Source organism: Yoonia maritima (genome assembly GCF_002933395.1).
GTDB lineage: Bacteria > Pseudomonadota > Alphaproteobacteria > Rhodobacterales > Rhodobacteraceae > Yoonia > Yoonia maritima_A.
This window is the reverse complement of the sequence record NZ_PKFN01000008.1, coordinates 780,778-806,499: the sequence shown is the minus strand read 5'-3', so window position 1 is coordinate 806,499 and position 25,722 is coordinate 780,778. Positions and strand designations below refer to the sequence as shown.

At 53.6% G+C, this 25,722-nt stretch carries 28 protein-coding genes; 13 read left to right on the top strand and 15 right to left on the bottom strand.

The window, feature by feature from the left end; genetic code table 11:
- Positions 1–10 precede the first annotated feature (10 nt).
- Positions 11–757, top strand: coding sequence for a sugar phosphate isomerase/epimerase family protein (locus CYQ09_RS10585; protein WP_106745334.1), 747 nt, complete (start codon positions 11–13; stop codon positions 755–757).
- A 9-nt stretch (positions 758–766) separates the two neighbouring features.
- Positions 767–1,885: a Gfo/Idh/MocA family protein gene (locus CYQ09_RS10580; protein WP_106745333.1), complete on the top strand. Its 1,119-nt coding sequence runs from the start codon at positions 767–769 to the stop codon at positions 1,883–1,885.
- A 42-nt stretch (positions 1,886–1,927) separates the two neighbouring features.
- Here the strand turns inward: CYQ09_RS10580 and CYQ09_RS10575 are convergent, their stop codons facing one another.
- The 3 genes from CYQ09_RS10575 to CYQ09_RS10565 form a co-directional block, all read right to left on the bottom strand.
- Complete coding sequence (locus CYQ09_RS10575; protein ID WP_106745332.1) at positions 1,928–2,134, bottom strand: hypothetical protein; 207 nt, start codon at positions 2,132–2,134, stop codon at positions 1,928–1,930.
- A gap of 34 nt (positions 2,135–2,168) precedes the next feature.
- Positions 2,169–3,347 carry a 23S rRNA (adenine(2503)-C(2))-methyltransferase RlmN gene (rlmN, locus tag CYQ09_RS10570; protein WP_106745331.1) on the bottom strand — a complete coding sequence of 393 codons (1,179 nt, stop codon included), beginning with the start codon at positions 3,345–3,347 and terminating at the stop codon, positions 2,169–2,171.
- Between the two features lie 125 nt (positions 3,348–3,472).
- A complete protein-coding gene (locus CYQ09_RS10565; protein WP_204353928.1) occupies positions 3,473–4,003 on the bottom strand; it encodes an invasion associated locus B family protein in 531 nt (176 codons plus the stop codon).
- A 197-nt stretch (positions 4,004–4,200) separates the two neighbouring features.
- On the opposite strand from CYQ09_RS10565, the gene CYQ09_RS10560 reads away from it, so the two are divergent.
- Positions 4,201–5,190 (top strand): asparaginase, encoded by a 990-nt coding sequence (locus tag CYQ09_RS10560; protein ID WP_106745496.1) that lies wholly within the window; start codon positions 4,201–4,203, stop codon positions 5,188–5,190.
- A 44-nt stretch (positions 5,191–5,234) separates the two neighbouring features.
- Here CYQ09_RS10560 and CYQ09_RS10555 read toward each other — a convergent pair whose 3' ends face one another.
- On the bottom strand, positions 5,235–6,092 hold the full coding sequence (locus CYQ09_RS10555; RefSeq protein ID WP_106745330.1) for a delta-class carbonic anhydrase: 858 nt from the start codon (positions 6,090–6,092) through the stop codon (positions 5,235–5,237).
- Positions 6,093–6,343: 251 nt separating this feature from the next.
- Here CYQ09_RS10555 and xth point away from each other — a divergent pair, with 251 nt between their 5' ends.
- Positions 6,344–7,132 (top strand): exodeoxyribonuclease III, encoded by a 789-nt coding sequence (gene xth, locus CYQ09_RS10550; protein WP_106745329.1) that lies wholly within the window; start codon positions 6,344–6,346, stop codon positions 7,130–7,132.
- A 36-nt stretch (positions 7,133–7,168) separates the two neighbouring features.
- Positions 7,169–7,774 carry a sulfotransferase family protein gene (locus CYQ09_RS10545; RefSeq protein ID WP_162617638.1) on the top strand — a complete coding sequence of 202 codons (606 nt, stop codon included), beginning with the start codon at positions 7,169–7,171 and terminating at the stop codon, positions 7,772–7,774.
- 70 nt (positions 7,775–7,844) lie between these two features.
- On the opposite strand, the gene CYQ09_RS10540 is transcribed toward CYQ09_RS10545, so the two are convergent.
- Both CYQ09_RS10540 and CYQ09_RS10535 read right to left on the bottom strand, forming a co-directional pair.
- Complete coding sequence (locus tag CYQ09_RS10540) at positions 7,845–8,777, bottom strand: type IV pili methyl-accepting chemotaxis transducer N-terminal domain-containing protein (protein ID WP_106745327.1); 933 nt, start codon at positions 8,775–8,777, stop codon at positions 7,845–7,847.
- A 49-nt stretch (positions 8,778–8,826) separates the two neighbouring features.
- A complete protein-coding gene (locus CYQ09_RS10535) occupies positions 8,827–9,759 on the bottom strand; it encodes a type IV pili methyl-accepting chemotaxis transducer N-terminal domain-containing protein (RefSeq protein ID WP_106745326.1) in 933 nt (310 codons plus the stop codon).
- A gap of 412 nt (positions 9,760–10,171) precedes the next feature.
- On the opposite strand from CYQ09_RS10535, the gene rsfS reads away from it, so the two are divergent.
- From rsfS to CYQ09_RS10505, 6 genes are all read left to right on the top strand, one after another.
- Positions 10,172–10,627 carry a ribosome silencing factor gene (rsfS, locus tag CYQ09_RS10530; RefSeq protein WP_106745325.1) on the top strand — a complete coding sequence of 152 codons (456 nt, stop codon included), beginning with the start codon at positions 10,172–10,174 and terminating at the stop codon, positions 10,625–10,627.
- Positions 10,627–11,097: a 23S rRNA (pseudouridine(1915)-N(3))-methyltransferase RlmH gene (rlmH, locus tag CYQ09_RS10525; protein ID WP_106745324.1), complete on the top strand. Its 471-nt coding sequence runs from the start codon at positions 10,627–10,629 to the stop codon at positions 11,095–11,097. Before rsfS ends, rlmH begins: the two co-directional genes overlap by 1 nt.
- A gap of 105 nt (positions 11,098–11,202) precedes the next feature.
- A complete protein-coding gene (gene gpmI / locus CYQ09_RS10520; protein WP_106745323.1) occupies positions 11,203–12,717 on the top strand; it encodes a 2,3-bisphosphoglycerate-independent phosphoglycerate mutase in 1,515 nt (504 codons plus the stop codon).
- On the top strand, positions 12,714–13,790 hold the full coding sequence (locus CYQ09_RS10515) for a murein hydrolase activator EnvC family protein (RefSeq protein ID WP_106745322.1): 1,077 nt from the start codon (positions 12,714–12,716) through the stop codon (positions 13,788–13,790). Before gpmI ends, CYQ09_RS10515 begins: the two co-directional genes overlap by 4 nt.
- Positions 13,791–13,804: 14 nt before the next feature.
- A complete protein-coding gene (locus CYQ09_RS10510; protein ID WP_106745321.1) occupies positions 13,805–15,151 on the top strand; it encodes a S41 family peptidase in 1,347 nt (448 codons plus the stop codon).
- Positions 15,152–15,270: 119 nt separating this feature from the next.
- Positions 15,271–16,473: a PLP-dependent aminotransferase family protein gene (locus CYQ09_RS10505; RefSeq protein WP_106745495.1), complete on the top strand. Its 1,203-nt coding sequence runs from the start codon at positions 15,271–15,273 to the stop codon at positions 16,471–16,473.
- Here CYQ09_RS10505 and CYQ09_RS10500 read toward each other — a convergent pair.
- From CYQ09_RS10500 to CYQ09_RS10485, 4 genes are all read right to left on the bottom strand, one after another.
- A complete protein-coding gene (locus CYQ09_RS10500; protein ID WP_106745320.1) occupies positions 16,470–18,914 on the bottom strand; it encodes a GcvT family protein in 2,445 nt (814 codons plus the stop codon). The genes CYQ09_RS10505 and CYQ09_RS10500 overlap by 4 nt on opposite strands.
- Positions 18,915–19,042: 128 nt before the next feature.
- Positions 19,043–19,927, bottom strand: coding sequence for a homocysteine S-methyltransferase family protein (locus CYQ09_RS10495; RefSeq protein WP_106745319.1), 885 nt, complete (start codon positions 19,925–19,927; stop codon positions 19,043–19,045).
- A gap of 12 nt (positions 19,928–19,939) precedes the next feature.
- Positions 19,940–20,506 (bottom strand): helix-turn-helix domain-containing protein, encoded by a 567-nt coding sequence (locus tag CYQ09_RS10490; protein ID WP_106745318.1) that lies wholly within the window; start codon positions 20,504–20,506, stop codon positions 19,940–19,942.
- Between the two features lie 96 nt (positions 20,507–20,602).
- The gene (locus tag CYQ09_RS10485; RefSeq protein WP_106745317.1) at positions 20,603–21,055 is read right to left on the bottom strand and encodes a GAF domain-containing protein; all 453 of its coding nucleotides are present in this window, start codon (positions 21,053–21,055) and stop codon (positions 20,603–20,605) included.
- A 121-nt stretch (positions 21,056–21,176) separates the two neighbouring features.
- Between CYQ09_RS10485 and CYQ09_RS10480 the strand changes: the two genes are divergently transcribed.
- Positions 21,177–22,751, top strand: a complete 1,575-nt coding sequence (locus tag CYQ09_RS10480; protein ID WP_106745316.1) for a gamma-glutamyltransferase family protein — start codon at positions 21,177–21,179, stop codon at positions 22,749–22,751.
- A 134-nt stretch (positions 22,752–22,885) separates the two neighbouring features.
- Here CYQ09_RS10480 and CYQ09_RS18325 read toward each other — a convergent pair whose 3' ends face one another.
- Positions 22,886–23,125, bottom strand: a complete 240-nt coding sequence (locus tag CYQ09_RS18325) for a hypothetical protein (protein ID WP_162617637.1) — start codon at positions 23,123–23,125, stop codon at positions 22,886–22,888.
- Here CYQ09_RS18325 and CYQ09_RS10475 point away from each other — a divergent pair.
- Entirely contained in the window at positions 23,115–23,894 is a 780-nt protein-coding gene (locus CYQ09_RS10475; protein ID WP_162617636.1) for a hypothetical protein, read from the top strand. The genes CYQ09_RS18325 and CYQ09_RS10475 overlap by 11 nt on opposite strands.
- 2 nt (positions 23,895–23,896) lie before the next feature.
- On the opposite strand, the gene CYQ09_RS10470 is transcribed toward CYQ09_RS10475, so the two are convergent.
- From CYQ09_RS10470 to CYQ09_RS10455, 4 genes are all read right to left on the bottom strand, one after another.
- Positions 23,897–24,292, bottom strand: coding sequence for a hypothetical protein (locus CYQ09_RS10470; protein WP_106745314.1), 396 nt, complete (start codon positions 24,290–24,292; stop codon positions 23,897–23,899).
- 76 nt (positions 24,293–24,368) lie between these two features.
- Positions 24,369–24,992, bottom strand: a complete 624-nt coding sequence (gene bluB / locus CYQ09_RS10465; protein WP_106745313.1) for a 5,6-dimethylbenzimidazole synthase — start codon at positions 24,990–24,992, stop codon at positions 24,369–24,371.
- Positions 24,993–25,355: a Lin0512 family protein gene (locus CYQ09_RS10460; RefSeq protein ID WP_106745312.1), complete on the bottom strand. Its 363-nt coding sequence runs from the start codon at positions 25,353–25,355 to the stop codon at positions 24,993–24,995. It abuts the gene before it with no gap.
- A complete protein-coding gene (locus tag CYQ09_RS10455; protein ID WP_106745311.1) occupies positions 25,352–25,696 on the bottom strand; it encodes a Lin0512 family protein in 345 nt (114 codons plus the stop codon). Before CYQ09_RS10455 ends, CYQ09_RS10460 begins: the two co-directional genes overlap by 4 nt.
- Between the last annotated feature and the right edge of the window lie 26 nt (positions 25,697–25,722).

Sequence of the window (25,722 nt, the reverse complement as noted above, 5' to 3'; positions counted from 1 at the left end):
GGAACTCAAGATGACACAGATTTCATATCAACTCTTCTGCTCACGGAATTTCCCGCCGCTGGGTGATACGCTTACGATGCTTGCCGAAACAGGCTTTAAAGAGGTCGAAGGCTATGGTGGTCTATTCGGTGATATCGATGGTCTAAAGGCCGGTTTGGACGCGACTGGTCTGAAAATGACCAGCACCCACATTGGGCTGGATATGGCCGAAGATGATGCCGCTATTATGATCGCCATCGCCAAGGACTTAGGTGCGACCAAGGTTATCGTGCCATTTGTTATGCCAGATGATCGCCCCAAGGATGCCGCTGGTTGGGTTGCGTTTGGTGCGCGTCTGGCCGAAGCGGGCAAGCCGTTTCAAGACGCAGGGCTTGTGTTTGGTTGGCATAACCATGACTTTGAATTTGTCGCGACAGAAACAGGTGATCTACCGCTTGATCTGATTGCTGCGGCATCTGACGATCTGATGCTTGAACTTGATCTGGGCTGGGTGCTGCGCGCGGGGTTTAGCCCGATTGAATGGATCAACAAATACGCCGGCCGCATTACCGCAGCACATATCAAAGATATTGCGCCCGCAGGTGAAAACGCTGACGAAGATGGCTGGGCCGACGTGGGCCATGGCGTCCAAGATTGGGCCGCGATCCACGCGGCCCTGCAAGCAACTGGCGTCGATCACTATGTCGTCGAACATGACAATCCAAAAGACCACGCGCGCTTTGCACGGCGCAGCTTGGCTACCATCCAAAAATTCTAAGAGGTTACCATGACAAAACTTGGCGTAGGCATCATCGGATGCGGCAACATCTCAACCTCATATCTCAAACTGGCCCCACTGTTTAAGTCGCTGGACGTTAAGGCCGTGGCCGACATCAACATGGATACAGCCAAAGCACGTGCAGAAGAATTCGGCGTGCGTGCTGAAACTGTCGATGATTTGCTAAACGCAGATGACATTGATGTGGTTGTGAACCTAACTATCCCTGACGTGCATTTTGCGGTCACAAAACAGATCCTTGAGGCTGGCAAACACGCCTATTCTGAAAAGCCGCTGGTGCTGTCATTGGACGAGGGCAAGCAGTTACGCGATCTGGCGGCGTCAAAAGGTCTGCGTGTTGGTTCGGCCCCCGATACGTTCCTTGGTGGGGCGCATCAGTTGGCGCGGGCACAGATTGATGCTGGCAAGGTCGGGCGCATCATCGGTGGTACTTGCCACGTGATGGGGCATGGCATGGAAGCATGGCACCCGAACCCGGACTTTTTCTTTAAGCCCGGCGGTGGTCCGGTTTTGGACATGGGGCCGTATTACATCACCAACCTGATCCAGCTGATAGGGCCGGTAAAGTCGGTCACGGCGCTTGCCACGGCAACCTTTGCAACACGGACCATCGGTAACGGTGATCGCCTTGGTGAAACGGTTCCGGTTGAAACGCCGACGAACATTCAGGCGCTGCTTGAATTCGAAAACGGTGCTGTTGTGACATTGGGCGCAAGCTGGGATGTTTGGGCGCATCGTCATGACCACATGGAAATCTATGGTGAAAACGGTTCGATCTTCCTACCTGATCCAAACTTCTTTGGCGGTGACGTCGAAATCAGTGGCGAAGACAAAGAGATCAGCACCGTTGAGCCGTGGGATCACCCGTTCAGCGTGGCGAACCAAGACGAACGCGCAAACTATCGCTGTGCGGGGCTGGCGGATATGGCGACTGCAATTGCAGAAGGGCGTGAACATCGCTGCAATATCGACGTCGCTGTGCATGCGGTGGACGTGATGACCAGCATCTTAAAGGCAGGTGAAGAACGTCGGTTTGTCGAAATGACAACGACGTGTGAGCGCCCGGCGGCACTATCACCGGATGAAGCGCGCGCGTTGCTTGCATAAAAGTTATGCCCGCCATTCGAAAGCGAATGGCGGGCATATTGATTAGATAGCGTGTGCCGTTGGCTGCTGCGCAGGTTGTGCATGTATCGGCATCCGCAGCGACCTATTCGTTAGTGCTGATGCGCGTTGTTTCAGATCATTGCGCACAGCGTCCCGGACAAGGCTGGCAATCGCAACCTCATCACGGCCTGCCACATGTTCAAGCGCATCAAGAAGTTCGGGCGGTAAATCGAGCATAATATGTTTCATGCGTTATGCTTAATGAAACACGATGAATATCTCGTTAAAGCCCGGTCTCTTGTGCGATTTGTGCGCGACTTTTTCGTTGGCGTTCGGTTGCTGACTTTAGCTGACCACATGCTGCCATGATGTCTTCGCCGCGTGGTTTACGCACTGGCGATGAATATCCAGCGTTATAAACGATATCAGCAAACGCCCGAATGCGATTGTTTGACGAACGTTTATAGGGTGCACCGGGCCATTCGTTGAATGGGATGAGGTTGATTTTGGCGGGGATGCCTTCGATCAGTTTAACCAAACGCCGCGCGTCTTCGTCAGAATCGTTCACGCCATCCAGCATTACATATTCAAACGTGATCCGTTCTGAATTTGATGCCTTCGGGTAAACGCGTAGCGCATCGAGTAGATCGGCGATGGGCCAGCGCTTGTTAATTGGGACCAGCTTGTCGCGGACTTGGTCTGTTGTCGCGTGGAATGATACCGCTAACTGACAGCCGATTTCTTCGGCAGTGCGGGCGATTTCAGGAACGACACCAGAAGTGGACAGCGTAATGCGACGACGCGACAGCGCGATGCCTTCGGGATCAAGCGCGATCTTCATCGCATCACGCACGTTTTCAAAGTTATAAAGCGGTTCGCCCATGCCCATCAGAACGATGTTCGACAGCAGGCGGGGGGCGGCAGTGTTGCGCGCACCTTGCTCTGGCCATTCGTCCAAATCATCACGGGCCAACATGACTTGGCCGATGATTTCGCCGGGGGTCAGGTTGCGGACGAGTTTCTGCGTGCCCGTGTGGCAGAATGAACAGGTCAGCGTGCAGCCGACTTGGCTAGAGATACAAAGTGTCCCGCGATCAGTCTCGGGAATATAAACGACCTCTACCTCGTGGCCACCTGCGATGCGGACCAGATATTTGCGTGTACCATCATCCGATATCTGGCGGGTCACGACCTCTGGTAGGGAAATCACGAATGTTTCAGCCAGCATCGCGCGATAGTCTTTTGACAGATTGGTCATCTGATCAAAATCGCGGACACCCCAATGGTAAAGCCATTGCCAGATTTGGCCAGCACGCATCTTGGCTTGCTTTTCCTTTGTGCCTGCGGCGATCAACGCGTCGCGCAGGGCAGGGCGGGTCAGGCCAATAATGTTTTGTGGACCATCCGGCAGCTTGCGCGGGATCGTCAGGACGTCCTGGGTAATGGGGGCCTTGGGGTCCATTGGGTGCTCCAAATCGGGTTTAAGCGTTGCATATAAGAGCAACGGGCCGCTTTCACAAGAAAAGCAGCCCGTTTCTTAAGAACATATTTATCCATGCCAAAGGCACGGATGTTAGCGCGGACGGTTTAGCCAGCACATTGGGATGCGGCTTCGTCGACGGCAGCCGTAAACCCTAGTAGGCTAAATGTATCTTGTGTCTGCGTGCCACGGCCAGAACGGCCAGTCACAACAGCATCTGCGCCGCGCTTCATCGCGGTAACAAATTTTGCGTCATCTTCGGCGCTTGCTGGCCATGCAAATTCACCTTCTGTGAACATTTCAAGGGTCGTATCGCCGACCTTCATTGAAACGGTGGAACCACTTGCGAAGGGATAGCCACCTGCGAACATCACCTGACCGCTCACTTCGCCAGATGGGCGATAGAATACGATTAGCTGAATTTCACCGCGGCGCACGGTGACGGGTTGACCGTCACGGGTGTTGGTGGTGTTCACCGGCGCAGAAACAGCCCAGCATTCTTTTGGGTCGCTTTCGACATAAACGGCCCAGTCTGTATTTGCAGCCACGCGGTTTTCGCTCGACTCCTGTGCTGTTGCCGTATTCGCACAAACAAGTGCCGCTACAACGCCAAACGTGCGCGCAATATTCAAAATCATCTCGCAGCCTCCAAGCTGTCTTTGCCTCTTAAGGGTCCAATCGCTACCTAGCTACACTGATGGTACCTTTGGACTGGCAGGACCTTTATTAACCCGATAACCTAAGCTCTATCAAAAAAACGTGCCAAGGGGAAAGCCCCCAAAACTTTGATGGGCACGGTATCGCAATGACACTTACAATCCAAAAAGGCAAAAGAATGGCAAATCCTGTTGATCTAGTAGAAGTTTGGCGTGGGGAGCTGCTTGAATGCGTGCATCAAGGGCATGCTGTGATTTGCGATGACACTGGCGAAATTGTGAACGCGTGGGGCGATCCATCTGCCGTAATTTTCCCCCGGTCGTCATGCAAAATGATCCAAGCATTGCCGTTACTGGAAAGCGGCGCGGGTGCGCATCTTTCACAGGAACAGTTGGCGTTATCGTGCGCATCGCACCAAGGTGCGGCCATTCACACCGATCGCGTTGGTGTATGGCTCAAGGATCTGGGGATGACGGATGCGGATTTTCGCTGCGGTCCACAGGTGCCCGGCGACAAACCCGCACGCGATGCGTTGATCCGCGCGGATGAACAGCCATGCCAAATTCACAATAACTGTTCGGGTAAACATGCTGGATTCCTGACATTGAATAAACATCTGGGCGGCGGTGCCGATTACGAAAAAATCGACCATCCCGTGCAGCAGGCAGGCAAAGCCGCGTTCGAGGAAACGACACAAGAAACAAGCCCAACATATGGCATTGATGGCTGTTCTGCACCGAACCACGCCAGCACGGTACATGGTCTTGCACGCGCAATGGCGTTTTTCGCAAGTGCGCATGATCGGTCCGATCTACGCAGCACATCTGCCGTAAAGCTACGCGACGCGATGATGGCCTATCCAGAGCTGGTGGCAGGCGAAACACGTGCCTGCACTGATCTGATGCGGGCGATGGATGGGCGTGTCGCGATCAAGACAGGCGCAGACGGTGTGTTCGTCGCGATCATCCCTGAAAAACGTCTAGGCGTTGCGCTAAAAATCCGTGACGGCGCGACCCGTGCGAGCGAATGCGTGATTGCTACGATTTTGGTGAACTTGGGTGTGCTTCACGCGAAACACCCTGCTGCGATTGCGCGGATGTCGCCGGTACTGAAGAACTGGCGCGGCATCGAAGTGGGGCAGGTTCGCCCTGCCGCTGTTCTGGCCTAAATATGCTGGGGCGTTGGTTAGACCAACGCCCCGACGCAATAATTTTATTGCGCGATTTCTGACAGAAGGTCAGGATTCACAACAAGGTTGCGCACGCCATGTGCGTGATCTTCTTCAAATACGTTGTCTTCGAACCAGGTGCCGACAGTGTTGATGTCAACGCGAGCGACGTTCGGACGAACGTTCCAAGTCACTTGGAAAGGAGACCCGTTTTCGTTGTAGCCCGGGCCAGTTGTCGAACCGGCATAGGTCACGGCTATTCCAGTGTCGGTCGGGATGTTTGGTGCCTGATACAGACCGTCGACGGTTTCGACCTTTGCAAGATCGTTAAAGTCCAATGCCTCTGTGTCATTCACAAGAACAAACACCTGTGCTTCTACGCGCAGTTGTGGATTGTTGATCGCGTCGGACAGGCAGGTGCCCAATGTTGGGCCGGGCTGTGCTTGGGCGGTTGAGAAGACATAGTGTACTTCGATTGTATCGCCGGGCTGTAAGTCACCATGTTCAGTCGCGCCAATAGGGCTGTCAATTGGGGCAAGTTCTGCGTCGGACAGCTCGCCAGTATATTTGAACCCAGTGCCATAGCCTTGGCCGTCGCCGTTACCAGCGTATTGGGTGAATTCCCCACCACGGTGTTCGGCATTTTCATGAAAGTGAATGTCACACAGGTTCATCTCTGTGAAAGCAGGTGCAGCTTGAAACGCGCGCGTATTCGTGCCGGAAACTTCGCTGATGTCGCGTGGGGACTGCGGGCCAAACCCTGCACCCTCGGTACTAGTGGCAAGCTCCGCGCGCTGTTCGGCAATGACGTCATCGCCAACGCTTGTTTCCGCGGCGAATGCTGCGTTCTGAAATGCAATTAGAGACGTCACAGCGACGACCATGGCTGATTTGTTTCTCATTTGGGTGTTCCTAACTGTTGTCTTGGATCGGCTTATTATGGCCAGAGGTTATAAGGCCTTATGCAATCTTCTGGAACCCAACTCCGAAACCTGCCCAAAGTACAATCATCTAAGCGTGCTTTGAGATTCATGCTGATTATCCGGTTTTGTTAAGAAAAGAAGCTAATGCTTGAACATAATCGCGCTGAGGTGCACACATAGCGGGCGAATGTGCGGCTGCACGCGGAACGTCAACGAAAGAGCGGAACCCTATGCCTTTTACCCTTGCTACGTGGAATATTAACTCGGTTCGACTGCGTGAAAATATCGTCGCAAAGCTCATGAGCGAAGAAGCGCCTGATGTGCTGTGTTTGCAAGAATGCAAAAGCCCGGTCGACAAAATTCCTCTCGAGCAGTTCCAGTCATTGGGGTACACGCACATGGTTGCGCGTGGCCAAAAAGGTTACAATGGCGTTGCTATTTTTTCGAAAATTCCGATGGTCGAAGTCGCAGCCGAAGATTACGCCGCACTCGGCCATGCGCGTCATATCGCGGGGCGTTTGGAAAACGGCGTGACGATCCACAACCACTATGTTCCTGCCGGTGGCGATGTCGCTGACCGCGAAGTGAACGAAAAATTTGGTCAAAAGCTGGACTACCTGACCGACATGCGCGATGCGTACCATGCCGCCAAGCCCGAGAAATCCATTCTTGTTGGTGACCTGAATATCGCGCCACGTGAAGATGATGTATGGGACCACAAAAAACTGCTTAAGGTCGTTAGCCATACCCCGGTCGAGGTCGAGCATTTCGCTGATGTCATGGCTGCTGGCAATTGGGCAGATGTGACCCGCAACGATGTTCCCGAAGGTAAGCTGTACAGCTGGTGGTCTTACCGCGCCAAAGATTGGGACGCCGCCGACAAAGGCCGCCGTTTGGATCACATATGGGCGACTTCGGATATCAAAAACGCAGGGCATTCAAGCCGGGTTCTGCGCGACGCACGCGGTTGGGAAAAACCAAGCGACCACGCCCCCGTCTTCGCAACCTTCGATTTGTAATGAGCGATTTAAATACTACAAGAAGGGTATGTATTCGTGCGCTTGTTTAATCTTGGCTTGCCTAAATCTGGAACGACCACGCTACATACTGCACTGGTTAAATCTGGTTTGAATTCCGCCCACTGGAAATACCGCTCTGCCGATCACGGAACGAAAATAATTAAGCGTCGTTTCGTGGGCGAGGCGATTTATTCTAGCTACTTGGCTGGTGACGATCCACTGGCTGAATTGACCCAGTTTGACGCAATTACTCAGCCAGATGTGATCATGCCTCCGTTAAGTTTATGGCCGCAAATGGATGTCTCGGTTCTATCGCAGGTCAGAGAGCATCATCCGACTTGCCTCTTTTTGATGTTAACTCGGTCTCCTGAAAAAGTGGCGGACAGCATGCTGCGGTGGTCAGATCTTCATGAACGCCTTAAAAAGAGAAGAGCACCAGGTCTATCGAATTGGCATGTGTCCTCTCGAGAGGGTTTAGTGGCTTGGATATCTAGCCACTATGATAATATGAGGGATACGTTTGGAAGCGATAAAAGGTTTCTTGAGGTGGACATCGCTGATCACGATGCATCCGAGAAGCTTAGTCACGCGCTTGGTGTTGAGATTAAGTGGTGGGGAAAAGCGAACGTTAACAATATCTAAAGTGATCTTTTCTTGCTTTTACAACAATAAAGGCCCTGCTTGACGGCAAGGCCTTTATTATTCCGCGGGCTTAGCGTTTATGCGTGCGCTCTGCGTATTCTTTGTAGTCGTCGAGTAGGTGGTCTAGCTCGGCAAGTTCGATTTCTAGATCATGAAAGACTTCGGTCTTTTGGTCGTGGGTTAGTTCGCCGCCGTCGATCAGGATTTGTTCGTTCGCTTTGATGGTGTCCCAACGCGCCAGCAGATGATCTAAATCCTCACGGATTTTGTCTGTCGGTGCTTCTTGAAGGCCCGCTTCTGGCATGCCAAATCTGAGCGCTTTCAGCGAAGTTTCGAAAACAGTGACTGTCGTAGCCAAATCTTCGCGCGCTTCTTCGGCGTGATAGCCTGCCCAAACTTCGCATGCGTCCTTCGCCATTTTTTGTGTCAACATACGCTGGCGACCTGCGATTTCGATCATCATCGCATCGGCGGCCGTGATTTCATAGGGGTGCGCATACTGGCCGGTAATGTCGGCGGCCAATACCGTGGTAAGCTCAAGTAGCGGCATGTTCTGGTCATCAATGGCAAGTGCGCTTTGCGTATCATGCGCATCGGCTAGGATCGCATCGACAGCGCCGTGCATGTTTAGCCATTCGTCATAAACATGTGATATATCTTCAAGCGTGCGCCGAAGTGTTTCAGGGTGCAGAATGTGAAGCGCATCATCGCCGTCACGTAGGGCATAGATATAACGATCAAACTGTTCGGTCGCACGGGTTAAAATCATGTGCGCTTCGTCGGTATCGATATTGGACGATAACGCGCAGGACGCGGCGGCGACTTGCTGTGTTAATGTGCGCAGCTGTCCAGCGACACGAATGCGGTCTGCACCATCAGATTCGATATCGTATTGGGCTTCGATCAACACGGTTTCAGTCGGGATTTCGTCCGCATGTATCGTGGTTGTGGCAGTACAAAGAAAAAGAGCGAGCGCCGTGCCGTTGCGAATATGGCGTAGCATGTCGGTTTCCTTTCAGGGAAATATCAAGGTTCTATAAAACGAGCAGGCATTAATGGGCGCGCTCTGCGTACTCTTTGTAATCAAGAAGCAGTTGATCAAGCTCGGCTAGCTCGACTTCTAGATCGTGAAAGACTTCAGTCTTTTGATCATCGGTCAGTGTGCCGCCATCTACCAGTATCTGTTCGTTCACTTTAATGATTTCCCAGCGCTCCAACAGATGATCCAAATCGGCGCGGATCGTGTCGTTTGGCGCTTCTTGCAGGCCCGCTTCGGGCATGCCGAACCGTAATGCACGAAGCGAAGTTTCAAAGATCGTCATTGTTTGCGCAAGGTCTAGTTTGGCTTCCTCGGCGTGATAGCCTGTCCAAATCTCGCAGGCATCTTTCGCCATTTTTTGCGTTAACATGCGTTGCCGCCCCGCGATTTCAATCATCATGGCGTCGGCTGCGCTGATTTCAAATGGGTGCGCGTATTGGCTGCTGATATCAGACGCGAGGACGGATGTCAGTTCAAGCAGTTTGAGGTTGTGGTCGTCGATAATATGGGCGCTTTGCGTGTCGTGACCATCTTGTAAGATGGATTCGATCGCGCCGTGGATACTGTTCCATTCGTCACGCACATGGTCGATATCCGCGATTGTGAGGCGGCGTGTTTCAGGGTGCAGAATGTGCAGCCCTTCATCACCATCTTTGAGCGCCACGATATAACGGTCAAACGCTGAAGTTGCCTGCTCTAGGACATCATGCGATTCTTCAACGGCGATGCCCGAGGTAAGCGCACAAGACGCTGCCGCGACTTGCTGGGTCAAGGTGCGCAGCTGTCCAGCAATACGGATCCGATCAGCACCGTCAGATTCGACGTCATATTGTACTTCGATAAGTTCAGCTTCAGGTGGGGCATTTTGCGCTTGCGCCGGTGCAACGATGAGAGAAAAGGCAACAAGGCAGGAAGGCGTTAACAACGCTCTTTGGAAACGGGGCATTAAACTGGTCCAATTAGATGGTAAGTAAACAATAATAAGATGCGTGAACCGAATTTGCGAAAAAAATAAGACCAAAAGGTGAAGTTGCTAACACAATTTAACAGATTGAATGCGGCAATCGCTGTATGGTTGTTTTGGTGCGGCTTTCGGGTGAGATTTCGGTCTGTTTTTGATCTCAGGTAATGGGGTGTGAATGCTTTAGAACCCTGCTCTTGTCTCCGGGGCAATGGGGTTAGCGATTCTTGAAAACCTCCGTGAAGAAGTGATGTTGCGTCAAATTGCGTCAGAATTGGGCGGAATCTCTGATTTTTATAGCGTTCAGCCATTGCAAGACACGCGCAAATCCGCGACATGGGCGCTTGCCTTTCGTAGTTTTGTTGAAAAATGCGTGCGGCGTTGCTAGTTTTATAGCATGCCCTGCGCCGGGGCCATGACGGCGTATATTAAGGAGGACAATGTTCTGTCTCTTTCTACATCGGCAGCTGAAGCTGCCAACGCAGGGGCCAAAGCGATGAGCGCCCCAAAAACTGCGACCAGCGATGCGCTTTTGGCTGCTGTTCTTAAGTCACTTGACGACGACAAAGGTGAAGACATCGTGCAGATCAATCTGCGCGGTAAATCGGAGATGGGTGACTATATGGTTATCGCCTCTGGTCGTTCGTCCCGTCAGGTGAACGCTATGGCCGAGAAATTGGCAGAGCGGCTAAAGCAGGAATTCGGAACCTTTTCAAAGATCGAAGGTAAAGAAACTGGCGATTGGGTTCTGATCGATACGGGCGATATCATCGTTCATATCTTCCGTCCCGAAGTGCGCGAATTCTACCAGCTTGAAAAAATGTGGCAGCCCGGGTCCGCAACGGCAAGCTGATGCGTGTTCATATTTGTGCAGTGGGCCGGCTTCGGCAGGGCCCAGAGCGCGACCTTTACGATGATTATCTGACCCGGTTTGATCGGACGGGCCGGCCGCTTGCACTTGGCCCTGCGCAACTGATCGAGGTCGAAGATAAAAAGGGCGGCGGAATGCCCGCCGAGGCCCAGTTGCTGCAAAAGGCCATCCCCACTGGTTCGTTAATCTGCACGATGGATGAGCGCGGCAAGGTGATGTCATCCCCTGATTTCGCGAAAATGCTTGCGGGCTGGCGTGACCAAGGCCGCCAAGATGTGTCCTTTGTGATTGGTGGTGCCGACGGCATCGACCCTAGTTTGCGCGCCCAAGCGGATGCATCACTGAGCTTTGGCAAAATGGTTTGGCCGCACATGCTCGTCCGGGTGATGTTGGCAGAACAGCTGTACCGTGCCGCGGCAATTCTGTCGGGCGGTCCCTACCACCGGGCGTAGTTCCGCCTTCGGCGAGAGTATTTTGACCAAAGCGAGGATGTGGCGTGTTTTGTTTGTCATCGACCTGCGCTAGACCTGCCCTAACGTTATTACGGAGATAATCTGATGTCTGCACCGAAACCTGTTGTCTTGTGTATTCTTGATGGTTGGGGGCTGCGTGATGACACCACGGGCAACGCACCGAAACTTGCGAATACACCGAATTTTGATGCGGTCATGCAAGGACCGCACGCGCAGCTATTGACCCATGGCCGCGACGCTGGTTTGCCGGGCGGTCAGATGGGTAACTCTGAGGTCGGGCATACCAATATCGGTGCAGGCCGCGTTGTCGCGATGGATCTGGGGCAGATCGAGCTGGCAATCGAAGACGGCACCTTTGCAACCGCAGAACCTTTGCAGGCATTTATCGCCAAGATGAAAGCCAGCGGCGGGCGTGCCCACCTGATGGGCGTGGTGTCTGACGGCGGCGTGCATGGTCATGTGCACCACATTATTGCGGCGGCTCAGGCGTTGGCGGATGCGGGCGTTCCTGTTGTGATCCACGCCATTACAGATGGGCGCGATGTTGCCCCATCGTCAGCAAAAGAATTTATGCAAGAGCTAGAGGACGGCCTGCCAGCTACTGCGCAGATCGTGACCGTGATTGGTCGTTATTACGCGATGGATCGTGATAACCGGTGGGAACGCGTTCAGACGGCCTATGATGCGATGGCAACCGGGCAGGGGGGCAAAGCCGCGACGCCGCAAGACGCCATTGCCGCTGCTTATGCTAACGGCAAGACGGATGAATTCATTCCTGCGACGGTCATTGGTGATTACGCGGGATTTGCAGAAGGCGACGGTTACTTCTGCCTAAACTTCCGATCTGACCGAGCGCGTGAAATCCTCGCGGCGATTGCTGACCCTGACTTTGACGGCTTTGACCGTGTGCAGCCACAGATGGCTGCCCTTCTTGGTATGGTCAGCTATTCTGATCGTCACGATGTCTGGTTCGAAACAGTGTTCCCCAAACGCGATATAAAAAACACTTTGGGTGCGTGGGTTGCAAAACATGGGCTTCGTCAGTTCCGCCTCGCCGAGACAGAAAAATATCCGCATGTGACGTTCTTTTTGAACGGTGGCGTCGAAGAACCTGCGCCGGGCGAAGATCGTTTTATGCCGAAATCCCCAAAGGTTGCGACCTATGATCTGCAGCCGGAAATGTCATCTGGGGAAGTGACCAAAGCTTTCGTAAAGGCAATTGGAAGCGGTTATGATCTGATCGTTACGAACTACGCGAACCCTGACATGGTTGGGCATACTGGCGATCTCAATGCTGGGATCAAAGCCTGCGAAGCCGTTGATCAAGGTTTGGGTGAGGTGCTTGCGGCACTCAAAGCCGTAGGCGGCGCGATGATCGTTACCGCTGACCACGGTAACTGTGAAACGATGATCGACCCGGAAACGGGCGGCCCACACACGGCGCACACGCTGAACCCGGTGCCCGTTGCGCTTGTCGGCGGACCAGAGGGTGTGACACTACGCGACGGCCGTCTGGCGGATCTTGCGCCGACCATTCTTGATTTGATGGGGCTCGCTTTGCCAGATGAAATGACCGGTCGTAGCTTGATTAAGAAATGAGGCTTGCAGCGTTTTTGATTTGTCTGGCTTTGCCCGCGTGGGGGCAAAGCGCTGGCGAAGCCGCGCGCGACGCGATGGCGCAGCTTCAGGGTGCGCAGGACCGGCTTCAGTCAGCTGGTGGAGCGCGTGATCAAATCAAGGCGTTGACCGAAACGGTTCAGGCGTATGAGGCTGGATTGGCCGCGGTGCGTTCTGGGCTGCGACAGGTTACGGCGCAAGAGGCCGAATTGTCTGCTGATTTATCCGCGCGCAGGTCTGAGCTGGGGCATTTGCTAGGTGCGCTATCAACGATTTCGAACACGCCAGAACCGGTCGCCCGTAGCAATGCGCAGCACCCGATAGATTCGGTGCGCGCGGGTATGTTGGTTGCCGATGTAACAGAAGGCCTACAAGCCGAGGCTGAAACGTTACGCAGCCAGCTTTTGCAAGTTCAGGACTTGCGTGACGTGCGTGCGGCAGCAACCGGAAATTTGGAAGACGGGTTAACCGGCGCGCAGGATGCACGTGCCGCATTGGCGCGCGCTATATCCGAACGCAGCGATTTGCCGACCCGGTTCGAAGAGGACACGGTGCAGATCGCCCTTCTAATGGCGAGTTCTGACACTTTGGGTGCGTTTGCAGATGCTCTTGCGAATGATTTGCCTGATCCTGATGCCGTTCTTGCGCGGCAGGGGAACCTTCCGCTTCCTGTGAAGGGTATCGTTCAATCGTCGGGCCGCGCGGCAGAGGGTGTATATATTGCTGCTGCACCGCAGGCGTTAGTGACATCGCCGGTTGCAGCAACGTTATTATATCGCGGGCCGCTGCTTGGCGATGTGAATGTGGTCATCCTTGAACCTGCACCTGACGTTTTGTTCATCTTTGCGGGGTTAGAAACGTTGTATGGTGACGTGGGCCAAATCATTCCCGCTGGCACGCCGCTTGGGTTGATGGGCGGGGATGCGACAAAAGTTAACGGTATTTTGACTGAAAACGAGACTGATGGCACAGATGAAGCCGCACAACCCCTTTATCTTGAGGTCAGGGAAGGGCAAGGTCCGGTAAACCCGGATGCTTGGTTTGCGCTAGAATAGACATAGGACGTGGAATGAAAAAGCTGATTTTTGCCGCTGTTGGTGGTGCCGCACTTGGCCTTGTTACAACAATTCAAGTCGCTGGGCCCTTGGTTGCCCAAGATGCCCAAGACACCGGCAGCGTGTATGAACAGCTTGATCTGTTTGGTGACATTTTTGAACGTATCCGAACTGATTATGTTCAAGACGTGAATGATAAAGAACTGATCGAAGCGGCGATCAACGGCATGCTAACATCGCTCGATCCGCACTCTAGCTATATGTCCGCAGAAGATGCTGCTGCAATGCGGGTCAGCACGCGCGGCGAATTTGGCGGTCTTGGCATCGAAGTCACCCAAGAAGAAGGTTGGGTAAAGGTTGTGTCACCTATGGATGGCACGCCCGCTGATGCTGCTGGAATATTGGCCGGTGATTATATCACGGCCGTCGATGGCGAAAGCGTCATGGGGCTGACCCTTGATGAGGCGGTCACACTTATGCGTGGCCCCGTTGGAGCCGAAATCATCGTGACCGTCGTACGCGAAGGCGAAGTGGAGCCGTTTGACGTGTCGATTATCCGCGACACTATCAAACTGACAGCGGTGCGCAGCCGGACTGAAGGGAACGCTGTTGTTTTGCGGGTGACGACCTTTAACGAACAGACCTTCCCGAACCTAAGCGAAGGCATTGATGAACAGGTCGAGGCGGCAGGCGGTATTGAGAACTTAGATGGTTTCATCCTTGACTTGCGTAACAATCCGGGCGGCCTTCTGAACCAAGCTGTGTTTGTTTCTGACGCGTTCCTAGACGCGGGTGAAATCGTATCTACGCGTGGTCGTGACGCGGCCGACGGTGACCGTTTTAACGCCACAGTCGGCGATTTGGCGCAGGGAAAACCGATTGTTGTATTGATCAACGGCGGCTCTGCATCGGCGTCTGAAATCGTCGCTGGTGCCTTGCAAGATCACCGCCGTGCGATTGTCGTTGGTACAAATTCATTCGGCAAAGGCTCTGTGCAAACGGTTATCCCGCTCAGCAGCGATGGCGCGATGCGCCTGACTACAGCGCGCTACTATACGCCATCGGGTCGCTCTATTCAGGCGCTGGGTATTTCGCCTGACATCATTGTTGAACAGCCGCGCCCACAACCGGTTGATGAGGACGAAGAAGAGAACACGGGCAACCCACGGACAGAAGCGTCGCTACGCGGTGCGCTGGACAACGACAGCCTGACCGAAGATGAAATTCGCCAAATCGAAGAAGACCGTGCGCGCGCTGTCGCTGCGGCAGAACTCCGCGAGGATGATTATCAATTGGCTTACGCAATCGACATCCTAAAGGGTTTGAACGCCCTTGGGCCCGTGGCGCACAGCAACGATTAAATACGCGAGCGCCCGGTCAATTTCTTGAGCGGGCGCAGTGAAGCTTAGGTCAGCATTATTGACTTAATATGTGGTTCTGCCATGATGATGCTCTACGCAGCCTCATGGAGATTCGGCAGATGTGGGATCAGATATTTTCATCACGTATGTCACGGATGACCGCTTCTGAAATTCGAGAGCTTTTAAAGCTGCTCGACCAGCCCGATATTATCTCTTTTGCCGGGGGCATTCCTGACCCCAAACTGTTTCCGGTCACCGCGTTCCAAGACGCATTTGCTGAGACGCTTGGCCCCGATACCCAAAGCGAAGCGCTGCAGTATTCAGCAAGCGAAGGCTATCCGCCGCTGCGTGATTGGATCGCGGAGCAGATGGCGAAACTGGGCGTGCCGTGTACGCGTGACAATATCCTGATCACGTCAGGGTCGCAGCAGGCACTGGATTATCTGGGCAAGCTTTTCCTTTCGCCAAATGACACAGCGTTGGTTTCATGGCCGACCTATCTGGGCGCGCTTGGTGCATTCAATGCATATGAACCGCATTACGATCGCTTGATGCCCCACGCGAACCGGACGCCTGCGGACTATGCCGCGCGCGCTGCTGACAATGGCGGCAGGGTAAAATTTGCCTACGCGTCAGTTGATTTTGCGAATCCAACTGGCGAAACCATCGACCGGGCTGGACGCGAGTCCCTGCTGGACTTGGCCGACGATCTCAACATCGCAGTAATCGAAGACGCGGCCTATCAGTCACTGCGGTATGACGGCGACGCGATCCCGCCCGTGCTGGCGTTGGAAATCGCCCGCAAAGGCAGCATCGAAGATTGCCGCACGATCTATTGCGGAAGTTTTTCGAAAACACTGTCACCGGGCCTGCGGGTTGGGTGGGTTTGCGCCGCAAAGCCGGTGATCTCTCGATTGGTATTGATGAAGCAAGCAGCCGACCTACATTCAGCGACGATCAACCAGATTGCGATCACGAAGGTAGCAAAAGCCTGCTTTGATGAACATGTCTCAAAATTGCGGAGTGCCTATAAAAAGCGCCGAGATTATATGTTAAACGCGCTTTCAAAGCATATGCCTGACGGCGTGACATGGACCCAGCCCGAAGGCGGTATGTTCATCTGGCTGACGCTTCCTGATCATATGGACGGGGCTACAATGCTGGCCAAGTCGCTTGAAACGCAACGCGTGGCGTTTGTACCGGGCCGTGCGTTTCACGCTGACGGATCAGGCGGAAACACAATCCGGCTGAATTTCTCATTACCCGATGAAGCAACGATTGAAGAAGGCATCAAACGTTTGGGGGCGTTACTGCGCGGCTAAACCTTTGTACGGTCACCTTTGGGATTGTAGAATGGGCGTAGCTGGGCTTCTGCCTTGACCCGCGTGCCCATCACGTCGATCTCATAGGTGCTACCCAGCATGTCGGCGACAGTTTCGCCCTTGCAAGGAACATATCCCATACCAATAGCCGCGCCCAAGTGATGGCCATAACCACCCGACGACAAATATCCGACGGTGTTACCATCCCTGATGATCGGTTCATTGTGATAAAGCAGCGGTTCGGGATCTGTAAGTTTGAACTGAACCAAACGCCTGTCCAGCCCTGCTTCGCGTTTGCGCAGAACCGCATCGCGTCCGATGAAAGCGGGCTTGTCGGTTTTGACGGCAAAGCCCAACCCGGCTTCTAGCACATGGTCTTCGCAGGTGATGTCGTGCCCGAAGTGGCGGAAACCCTTCTCCAGACGGGCCGCGTCCATCATATGCATGCCGCACAGTTTTAGCCCCATGTCCTGTCCCGCGGTGTGCAGCGTTTCAAACACATAGGCGGCCATGTCGGTCGATACGTAGACCTCCCATCCCAGCTCACCAACGTAGGTGACGCGGTGCACACGGGCGAGGCCCATGCCGATCTCAACCTCTTGCGCAGTGCTGAACGGATTTATCGCGTTCGTAAAGTCATTGGGCGACACCGCTTGTAGCAGCTTGCGACTGTTTGGTCCCATCACGGCTAGGACGGCTTCGGATGCGGTCATGTCAGTGATCACCACATTGAATTCGCCAACGTTTCGCTGCATCCAGGTTTGATCAGCCAGGCGCGTCGCGGCCGGTGTCACAACCAGATAGGCCGTTTCAGATAAACGCGTGACGGTGATGTCCGCTTCGATCCCGCCATGTTGGTTAAGGAATTGTGAATAAACGATCTTCCCTGCGGGGACGTCCATTTCGCCGCCACAGATATGGTTCATAAATGCGGTTGCATCGTGGCCTTCGATCCTAATTTTGCCAAAGGATGACATGTCGTACATGCCGACATTGCTGCGGATCGCGCTGACCTCATCCGCGACATTGCCAAAGAAGTTTTGACGTTTCCATGAATATTCATAAGCAGGCGCCTGCCCGGGCTGCGCGAACCAATTCGCACGCTCCCATCCGGCCAGTTCACCCATCACGGCGCCCTGATCCATCAGGTGTTGGTGGAAAGGGCTGCGCCGAATGCCACGCGCTGTCGCTTTTTGGCGGAATGGAAAATGGTCGGCATACAGCAAGCCAAGCGTTTCCTTGGACCGTTCAAACAGGTAGGTTTTGTTGCCCTGAAACGGCTGCATCCGCGATATGTCGACATCACCCAGATCGAACGGTTTCTCGCCCGTATCCATCCATTGCGACAGCGCCATCCCAGCGCCACCAGCCGATTGGATCCCAATAGAGTTAAACCCAGCCGCAACCCAAACATTGTCCATCTCGGGTGCTTGCCCAAGGTGATACGCATCGTCAGGGGTAAAGCTCTCGGGTCCGTTAAAGAACGTGTGGATACCTGCCTCGGCCAGCATTGGCAGGCGGTTCACTGCGGCCTCTAGGATTGGTTCAAAGTGATCGAAATCTTCGGGCAATTGGTCGAATTCGAAATCATCCGGGATGCCATTCATGGCCCAAGGTTTGGCGTTTGGTTCGAACGCACCCAGCAGGATTTTACCTGCGTCCTCTTTATAATAGGCGCATTCGTCCGGCACACGAAGAACCGGCAATTGCGCGAGATCGGGAATGTTTTCAGTGACGATATAGAAATGCTCGCAGGCATGAAGCGGAACATTCGTTCCCATCATTTTGCCAACCTCATGGCCCCACATGCCAGCGCAATTGACGACCATATCACAGGTGATCGTGCCGTTATCGTCAGCAGTTTGCCAATCGACAGAGGTAACCCGACGCCCGGTGCGGTTGATGTTCGTGACCTTGGTACGTTCCGCAATGACTGCGCCATTCATACGTGCGCCCTTGGCCAATGCGAGCGCAATGTTCGCGGGATCACCTTGTCCGTCACGTGGTAGGTAGACGCCAGCCTTTACGCCGTCGATGTTTAGATGATCATAGCGGGCTTTAACTTCAGCCGGAGAAATTTCCTCGACATCGACGCCAAAGGCGCGTGCCATGGCTGCTTGGCGAAAAATCTCTTCTTTGCGTTCATCCGTGAGGGCAACAGTGATTGAACCGTTACGTTTGAAACCAGTTGCGACACCTGTTTCTGTCTCTAGGTTCCCGTATAATTCCTGGGAGTAGCGCGCGAGCTTGGTCATGTTCGCCGTTGCACGTAGCTGCGCGATCAGCCCGGCGGCATGCCAAGTGGTTCCAGAGGTCAGTTGTTTGCGTTCGAGTAAAACAACGTCTTTCCATCCCAGTTTGCTAAGGTGATAGGCAACGGAACAGCCTATAACCCCGCCACCGATAATGACCACGCGCGCAGATGTAGGAAGCTTTGCCATGATGACGTGCCGATTCGTGTTCGTGAAATTTTAGCCGATGTTTTCACGACTTGGGCGTTTCGTCACCATTTTTTATTATGCTTTAAGAATAACAGGATACGTTAAACGCGGTGCTTGAGTTGTAAGTGTTACACGATTTCGTGGCCCGCGTCGCGCAGTGCAGCGGCAAGTTCAGCTATGTGTGCAGGGCCCACTTCGCAACAGCCGCCAACAATTGTTGCCCCTTGTTCAACCCAGCCCATAGCGTGACTGGCATATTCTTTGGGACCTAAATCGCGTCTTGCTGAAAGGCTGCTGACTGTGGGTTTGTCCTTGAGGAAATCGCTCGTGATTTGCTGGAAACCGTTCGCATAACCACCAAAAGGCAAATCATTGTCAGCGAGAATACCGATTGCGGTGCTAATGGCCTCTGGCGCGGCGCAATTTGCCAATAGCGCTGCGGCTCCTTTCGTGTGGGGGATCACATCCGCAAGACGTTCCCCAGAGCGAAGTCGTGTACCGTCATTATCGTCGACAGTCATGGCTAGCCAAACCGGTTTTCCCGCAGTCATAGCCCCTGCAAGAACAGAGCGGGCGTGATCAATCGAGGCAATTGTTTCGCAAATGATAAGATCGACGCGCGGACCTAATAGTTGCGCGACTTCTGCGTAAAGCGGGACGGCGTCAGCAGGTTCAGGATGAATGTCTGGGCGATATGATGCCCTTAGCGGACCTATGGCGCCGGCGATGCGCCCGTGGCCTGCGCAAGCGGCTTCAGCTTCGGTAAGTGCGGTGCTGTAAAGGGCTGCAAAGCGGTCTTTGTAAGCTGTGTCAACGAAACGGTCGCGGTGCAGCGCATAGGTATTTGTCATCGCGACAGTCGCGCCGGCGTCACGGTAGGACCGGTGTACCGCTGATACCATGCAAGGGTGATCAATCATGACCTGCGTTGCCCAAAGCGGGGTTGCCGTATCGCCGGAACGACGGATGAGCTCTTGGCCCATCCCGCCATCAAGTAGCGTAATATCTGTCATTTTACGGTTTACCTAATAGATGGGAGGAGAAATAACCCAGATGATCTCGCAAGGCTTACTTCCTGTATTCGCCCAGCGAAAAGATTCACCACGCAATCGAAAGCTGTCGCCTGTTTTGAGGTGGAAATGCTTATTGTTAATCCAAATTTCAAATGTGCCAGTAACGATATAGCCAATTTCTTGTGTTTCGCGCACAAGGGGGGCTGTGATTTCAGACCCCGGTTCGAATTTCGAATGGATGACTTCAAAGCTGTCAGTCAGGTCTGGAGACAGGAGCCCTTCGGTCAGGCCGGGAGTGCGGCTTCCTATCGGGCGGCGCGCGTTTGCACGTACGATAAGGCCGTCTTCGTCAGGCGCCACACTGGTTTGTAGAAGGCTTGAAACAGCGACATCTAAAACCGCTGCCATCTCGGCAAGGTCCGAAATAGCGGGGACTGAAATGTCGCGCTCCACTTGGCTGAGCCAGCCAACAGATCGGTTTAGGCTTTCTGCAAGATCGACCAGTGTCATCCCGCGTGTCTTACGCAACGCGCGAATGTCAGCGCCCAAAGTTTGACCCGGTTTTTCTAAATGTGCCATGGCGTCCTAATGCGTAAAAAGAAGTTAGAATTAGCGCATAGGTTGCTAAGCGCAATACTATATTGGCTAAAATTAACACCTAATCAACCATAGGTTTTAAATCGCAAAGACTTGGGCCAGTATTTCTGTCAGCATATTTGCGTCGTTTTGATCAAATGCATCGGTTTGGTTGCTGTCGATATCGAACACAGCGATTACTGTGCCATCGCGATCAAAAACAGGTAAAACCAGTTCAGAACGCGTACTGCTTGCACAGGCAATGTGTCCTTCAAACGCCTCGACGTCGGGGACAAGCTGTACTTCGCCTGTGCGCGCAGCGGCACCACAAACGCCGCGCGAAAATGGGATTGTCAAACAGCCGTGCCCGCCTTGGTAAGGGCCGATTTTTAACAGTTCCGGTGCCGTAACCCGGTAAAATCCAGTCCAGTCAAACCGATCATCGCTGTGATGTATTTCGCAGGCCACAGTCGCCATCAGCGCCACGGTGTCTGTTTCGCCCTCGGTTAGCGAAGCAATTGTTTTTGCAAGTGTGGCATAGTCTGCGCGCATCTTATGTGATCCTGTTTATCTTAACTTACAAAGGTCTAACGACGTGCAAGAAAACCAACAAGCCCCGTTGCACTTGTTCAACAATTCCGTACCGTAGTTTAGCAATAATCCAGAGGGCACCATGCGCGACTTTCACACACCGGGCCGATCGGCTGTTTATGCAACCAACGGAATGGCTGCCACATCACACCCTTTGGCAGCAAAGGTCGCCGTTCAGATGCTAGAGGCAGGTGGCAACGCAGTGGATGCGGCGATTGCTGGCGCTGTATTACTCGGTATCTGTGAACCGCAGATGACCGGTATTGGTGGTGATTGCTTTGTGTTGTTAACACCGCCGGGTGAAGACCGTGTTGTTGCGTTGAACGGCTCTGGCCGTGCGCCCGGTGCGATTGATGCAGACGCTTTGCGTGCCAAAGGGCCAGTTGTTGCGCCCTACAGCGTTGATGCTGTGACAATTCCTGGTGCGATTGATGCTTTTTGTCGATTATCAAAAGACTGGGGTAAACTGGGCCTTAAGGCCGCGCTGGCCCCTGCCATTCACTACGCCGAAGCTGGCGTGCCTGTTGCGCCACGCGTGGCATTTGACTGGGCGTTGGGTGAAAAAAATCTATCGGGACATGCACGCGATCTGTTTTTGTTGGATGGTAAGGTGCCGACCACGGGTCAGATGTTCCGTGCGCCGGGGCAGGCCAAAGTACTGCGCGAAATCGCGATGGAAGGCCGCGCTGGATTTTACGAGGGCGAAGTCGCGGAGGACATGGTCGCCAGCCTGAATGCATTGGGTGGCACACATACCTTGGATGATTTTGCCGCGACGTCCTGTGAATACACCGACCCGATCTCGGGCGGTTATGCCGGGCTAGAGCTATGCGAACATCCCCCGAACGGGCAGGGCGCAACGGCAATCCTGCTGCTGAATATCCTAAAGCATTTTGACATTGCCGGAATGGACCCGTGGGGCGCCGAACGTGCGCATATCGAGGCCGAAGCGACCAAGCTTGCCTATGACGCTCGCAACCGTTTCATCGCTGACCCAGAATACACGACGCGGGTCGATCATATGATGGCACCGGAAACAGCCGCCAAATTGGCTGCCTTGATTGACCCCGTCAAAGCGATGCCTGCCGCGGCCCCGCTGACGGAATCTGTGCACAAAGACACGATCTATATTACCGTCGTCGATAAGGACCGCATGTGTGTGTCACTGATCTATTCGGTGTTCCATTCTTTCGGGTCTGGAATTGCATCGGATAAATACGGCGTACTGTTTCAGAACCGCGGGGCGGGGTTCACTCTTGAACAAGGTCACCCAAACGAGGCTGGCGGCGGTAAGCGCCCGATGCATACGATTATTCCGGGGCTGCTGAAAAAAGCTGGAAAGCCATTTATGCCGTTTGGCGTCATGGGCGGTGCGTATCAATCAACCGGACACGCAAGGTTCGTCAGCAACGTCACAGACTTTGGGTTGTCCCCCCAAGAAGCGATGGACGCGCCACGCTGCTTTGCTGATGGGGATGTTCTGAACGTGGAAAATGGATATTCAGACGCGGTGAAGGCTTCGCTTTGCGACATGGGGCACAACGTGCAAACACCAGACACTGCAATCGGTGGATCACAGGCAATCATGCTGCATGACGATGGTGTTCTTGAAGGCGGAAGCGACCCGCGCAAAGACGGCTGCGCGTTGGGATATTAATATCGAAGCCGTCATGTTGCAGGTGAAATTCAACATAGATATTTGTATTTTGCACAATTGACGGTTGAGACTTACATGGGGATAAGGTTGCCAGACTAGGCGGCGGTTTGTTGTGTGGTTCCGTAGGTATATGTTCAAGTCAGGGTCGTTTTGCTAATATTGCGTTCAATTCCTTTTTCGTTTGCAATCCTTTGGCGCATGGCTTTGGTGATGCCATTCGTGATTTTAGCATTAGCCGTTTTTTCAGCAATGTTTGTGATCTGGTTTTTGACTTCGCTACTGTTCTTTCCGTCAGTTGCATTCTTGATCATAACCACAGTGCTTTTGTTTCCAATGGCCGCATTTCTTGTGATGCTTGCTGTAATGTCCGCCATGATGTCAGTCGTGCCGACGATGGTCGGTGCGCGGTTGGGGCTTCAGGCGCGTGGCATCATCGTGAAAGACGGATATGGCAAAATGGTGTTGCCAGCTCTCGGATACGGCCTGTTTGAAAGCCTTCTGGGCATCATTCTGATGTCTACTGGTTTCGGATTGTTTCTGCTGATCTCCCCCCTGTCGCTTTCCGATCTTAGTCAGCTTGCGGAGGAAGAGTCTCAAATCGCGATGATAGAAGCATTTTCCGGGAGTGGTGAATACGCGTGGCCGATCATCTTGGCTATCAGCATGATTATGATTGCGGTTCGCGCATTGTTATTGGTGCCGATTACTGGCGCGTCGATTGGCAAGGATGCCAACGGTATCATGCACACACCGTTTATGGGGGCTGGCACGCGGTTTCTGTCGGTTCTATGTGTTGTTATCCTTGCTGGGGTGGCCAGCTTTTGTATTGCGCCATTCTTGGCTTTGGTGGGCGAGATTATTGGCTTTGGCGATGCGCAAATTGACGCGCTAAAGTCCGCCAATAAGGATATTGATACCGCCATGCCTTCAATCTCGACATGGCAGCTTTGGGTGCTCCTAGCGCTTGCAATCCTATCGTGGATTTGGATTTTCTGTCTGCAATGCGCTGTTGCTGTATTGGCCTATCTCGACAAGAAAAGGGAATACGAAGAAATTCGGAATGCCGAAGTCGAAGTGAAGCGTATGGCAGCTGAAGAGGTGCGCGGCCTATGGAAAGAACGTATGCCACCGGGGCGCCGGTAACGTCAGCCCGCCCGTAACGACCTTAAAAATAAACCAATACCGCCGACTAGCAGCACAAGGATGACAATCAGGTCAAAGGCGCTCATGCGTTCGAGTTGGAGCGTCATGTTGGCGATTACGCCAAAGACAAGCGCGACCATTGAGCCGCCTGCGAGCAGCCAGCCGATCCAGTTTTTCGAATTGTAGAACACCATGCCGATCCCAAACATGAAGGGGATAAGCACCATACCTGATGTTATCGGTACGCCGCCGATACCAAATACCCGTGATCCAAATCCAAAGTTGGGCCGGACGACAATACCATCAAGCAAAAGATACCCGCCGCCGATTATCATGATCACACCGATCAGAAAACTGCCTGTTCCGCCGTCTGTGCCGCCTGCGCCACGTGTTGACATGTGTCTCTCACTTTCGCTGTGTTCGTTTAGCACGGTTTTATTGAAGCACCCCATGCTTGGCTAGGCTTCTGTCGCGCTAAACCTGTTCCCACCGTGTGGCGGTGTTTTCTTGCCATTTCTTTTCGTGAAGGAGGGGGGTGTCATTGTCAAAAGCAGCTTTGCCTAAGCATAAGTACCCAGTCAGCTGCCAATGATCTGGGACCCCTAAGGTTTGGGCAACAGATACAGGGTCAAGGATCGACACCCAGCCAAGCCCCAAGTTTTCGGCACGCGCCGCCAACCACAGCGTATAGATCGCTGTGACGCTCGAATAGCACAGCATTTCAGGCATCGTTTGACGCCCAAGACCGCGTCCTTCGGCAGGTTGGTTTTCTGTGAAGACGGCGAGGTGAACGGGGGCTTCGCGCAATCCAGCGAGCTTCAGACGTGCATAGGTTTCACGTGTTTCATCGTCGTATATTTCACCGGCAGCTTCATTGGCGGCTTCGAAGTTTTCGATAATTTTGCGACGTAGCGCGGCTGTGGTCACGTGTAAAACACGCCAAGGCCGCGCATTTCCCACGGATGGGGCCATATCCATGGCTGAACGCAATCGCGCAAGCGTATCGTCAGGTATCGCATCTGGTAAAAAATGCCGAACATCACGCCGCCAACGTAGCACGTCATGAAGCGCGTCTCTGTGGGCTTGGGTCAGTTCCATCTAGCTTTGTTTCCAATTGCTGGCCTGTGATGGCAAGAATGCTTCAATCGCGGCGGTGGCCACAACTGCGGTGTCGCCAGTTTCTGGATTTGGCACGTTCATCCCCCCTTTGACTGCGGTAACCGTGGCGCGTCCACGCGGCAGCTTTTGGGCAAGCGCCGTTGGGTCGATTTTATCTGGGTCTTGCACGCCCACCGTCACCTGTACCCGCATTGCGCTGTGGTCTAACCCGATGCTTTGAAAAATTGGCAGCGTCGAATGTCGGATCGCATCTTCGATCGCGCGGGCGGCGGCCTTTTGGTAATCCATCCCGTGCAGATCGTTGCCCATGCCCATTTCAATAATGACGCGCTGATCGTTCATGCTGGCACCATATCGAAACTAACGTTGATCGCGACGTTTGCGATGACCGTTGGGTTGCCGTCAGGACGTGGAATATCCAAGCCCCCGTGGGTGACGAAAATTGTGGGTTGCCCGTAAGGAAAGATATCCAGCAATGCGTCAACGTCTACCTGTTCCGGCTGTTGCACTGCGATCTGTACGTCGATCAGCATTGCTTCTTTTGGGAAGCCAAACAGCTCTGCCATATTGATAGAGTTATGCCAAAGCGCGTCCTGTAACCCGCGACGCGCGGCTTGCGTATAGTCTTGGCGGCGCAGGCTGGTGCCCATGCCAAATTCAGTAAGGACGCGGTGTTTAGACATGCGACAGACCCTTGTTGAAGCGGTTG

Excerpts from the sequence above, each read along its gene's own strand:
- CYQ09_RS10585 (WP_106745334.1), top strand. The coding sequence starts at position 11 with ATGACACAGATTTCATATCAACTCTTCTGCTCACGGAATTTCCCGCCG.
- CYQ09_RS10580 (WP_106745333.1), top strand. The coding sequence starts at position 767 with ATGACAAAACTTGGCGTAGGCATCATCGGATGCGGCAACATCTCAACC.
- CYQ09_RS10575 (WP_106745332.1), bottom strand. The coding sequence starts at position 2,134 with ATGAAACATATTATGCTCGATTTACCGCCCGAACTTCTTGATGCGCTT.
- rlmN (WP_106745331.1), bottom strand. The coding sequence starts at position 3,347 with ATGGACCCCAAGGCCCCCATTACCCAGGACGTCCTGACGATCCCGCGC.
- CYQ09_RS10565 (WP_204353928.1), bottom strand. The coding sequence starts at position 4,003 with ATGATTTTGAATATTGCGCGCACGTTTGGCGTTGTAGCGGCACTTGTT.
- CYQ09_RS10560 (WP_106745496.1), top strand. The coding sequence starts at position 4,201 with ATGGCAAATCCTGTTGATCTAGTAGAAGTTTGGCGTGGGGAGCTGCTT.
- CYQ09_RS10555 (WP_106745330.1), bottom strand. The coding sequence starts at position 6,092 with ATGAGAAACAAATCAGCCATGGTCGTCGCTGTGACGTCTCTAATTGCA.
- xth (WP_106745329.1), top strand. The coding sequence starts at position 6,344 with ATGCCTTTTACCCTTGCTACGTGGAATATTAACTCGGTTCGACTGCGT.
- CYQ09_RS10540 (WP_106745327.1), bottom strand. The coding sequence starts at position 8,777 with ATGCTACGCCATATTCGCAACGGCACGGCGCTCGCTCTTTTTCTTTGT.
- CYQ09_RS10535 (WP_106745326.1), bottom strand. The coding sequence starts at position 9,759 with ATGCCCCGTTTCCAAAGAGCGTTGTTAACGCCTTCCTGCCTTGTTGCC.
- rsfS (WP_106745325.1), top strand. The coding sequence starts at position 10,172 with ATGCCCTGCGCCGGGGCCATGACGGCGTATATTAAGGAGGACAATGTT.
- rlmH (WP_106745324.1), top strand. The coding sequence starts at position 10,627 with ATGCGTGTTCATATTTGTGCAGTGGGCCGGCTTCGGCAGGGCCCAGAG.
- gpmI (WP_106745323.1), top strand. The coding sequence starts at position 11,203 with ATGTCTGCACCGAAACCTGTTGTCTTGTGTATTCTTGATGGTTGGGGG.
- CYQ09_RS10515 (WP_106745322.1), top strand. The coding sequence starts at position 12,714 with ATGAGGCTTGCAGCGTTTTTGATTTGTCTGGCTTTGCCCGCGTGGGGG.
- CYQ09_RS10510 (WP_106745321.1), top strand. The coding sequence starts at position 13,805 with ATGAAAAAGCTGATTTTTGCCGCTGTTGGTGGTGCCGCACTTGGCCTT.
- CYQ09_RS10505 (WP_106745495.1), top strand. The coding sequence starts at position 15,271 with ATGTGGGATCAGATATTTTCATCACGTATGTCACGGATGACCGCTTCT.
- CYQ09_RS10500 (WP_106745320.1), bottom strand. The coding sequence starts at position 18,914 with ATGGCAAAGCTTCCTACATCTGCGCGCGTGGTCATTATCGGTGGCGGG.
- CYQ09_RS10495 (WP_106745319.1), bottom strand. The coding sequence starts at position 19,927 with ATGACAGATATTACGCTACTTGATGGCGGGATGGGCCAAGAGCTCATC.
- CYQ09_RS10490 (WP_106745318.1), bottom strand. The coding sequence starts at position 20,506 with ATGGCACATTTAGAAAAACCGGGTCAAACTTTGGGCGCTGACATTCGC.
- CYQ09_RS10485 (WP_106745317.1), bottom strand. The coding sequence starts at position 21,055 with ATGCGCGCAGACTATGCCACACTTGCAAAAACAATTGCTTCGCTAACC.
- CYQ09_RS10480 (WP_106745316.1), top strand. The coding sequence starts at position 21,177 with ATGCGCGACTTTCACACACCGGGCCGATCGGCTGTTTATGCAACCAAC.
- CYQ09_RS10475 (WP_162617636.1), top strand. The coding sequence starts at position 23,115 with ATGTCCGCCATGATGTCAGTCGTGCCGACGATGGTCGGTGCGCGGTTG.
- CYQ09_RS18325 (WP_162617637.1), bottom strand. The coding sequence starts at position 23,125 with ATGGCGGACATTACAGCAAGCATCACAAGAAATGCGGCCATTGGAAAC.
- CYQ09_RS10470 (WP_106745314.1), bottom strand. The coding sequence starts at position 24,292 with ATGTCAACACGTGGCGCAGGCGGCACAGACGGCGGAACAGGCAGTTTT.
- bluB (WP_106745313.1), bottom strand. The coding sequence starts at position 24,992 with ATGGAACTGACCCAAGCCCACAGAGACGCGCTTCATGACGTGCTACGT.
- CYQ09_RS10460 (WP_106745312.1), bottom strand. The coding sequence starts at position 25,355 with ATGAACGATCAGCGCGTCATTATTGAAATGGGCATGGGCAACGATCTG.
- CYQ09_RS10455 (WP_106745311.1), bottom strand. The coding sequence starts at position 25,696 with ATGTCTAAACACCGCGTCCTTACTGAATTTGGCATGGGCACCAGCCTG.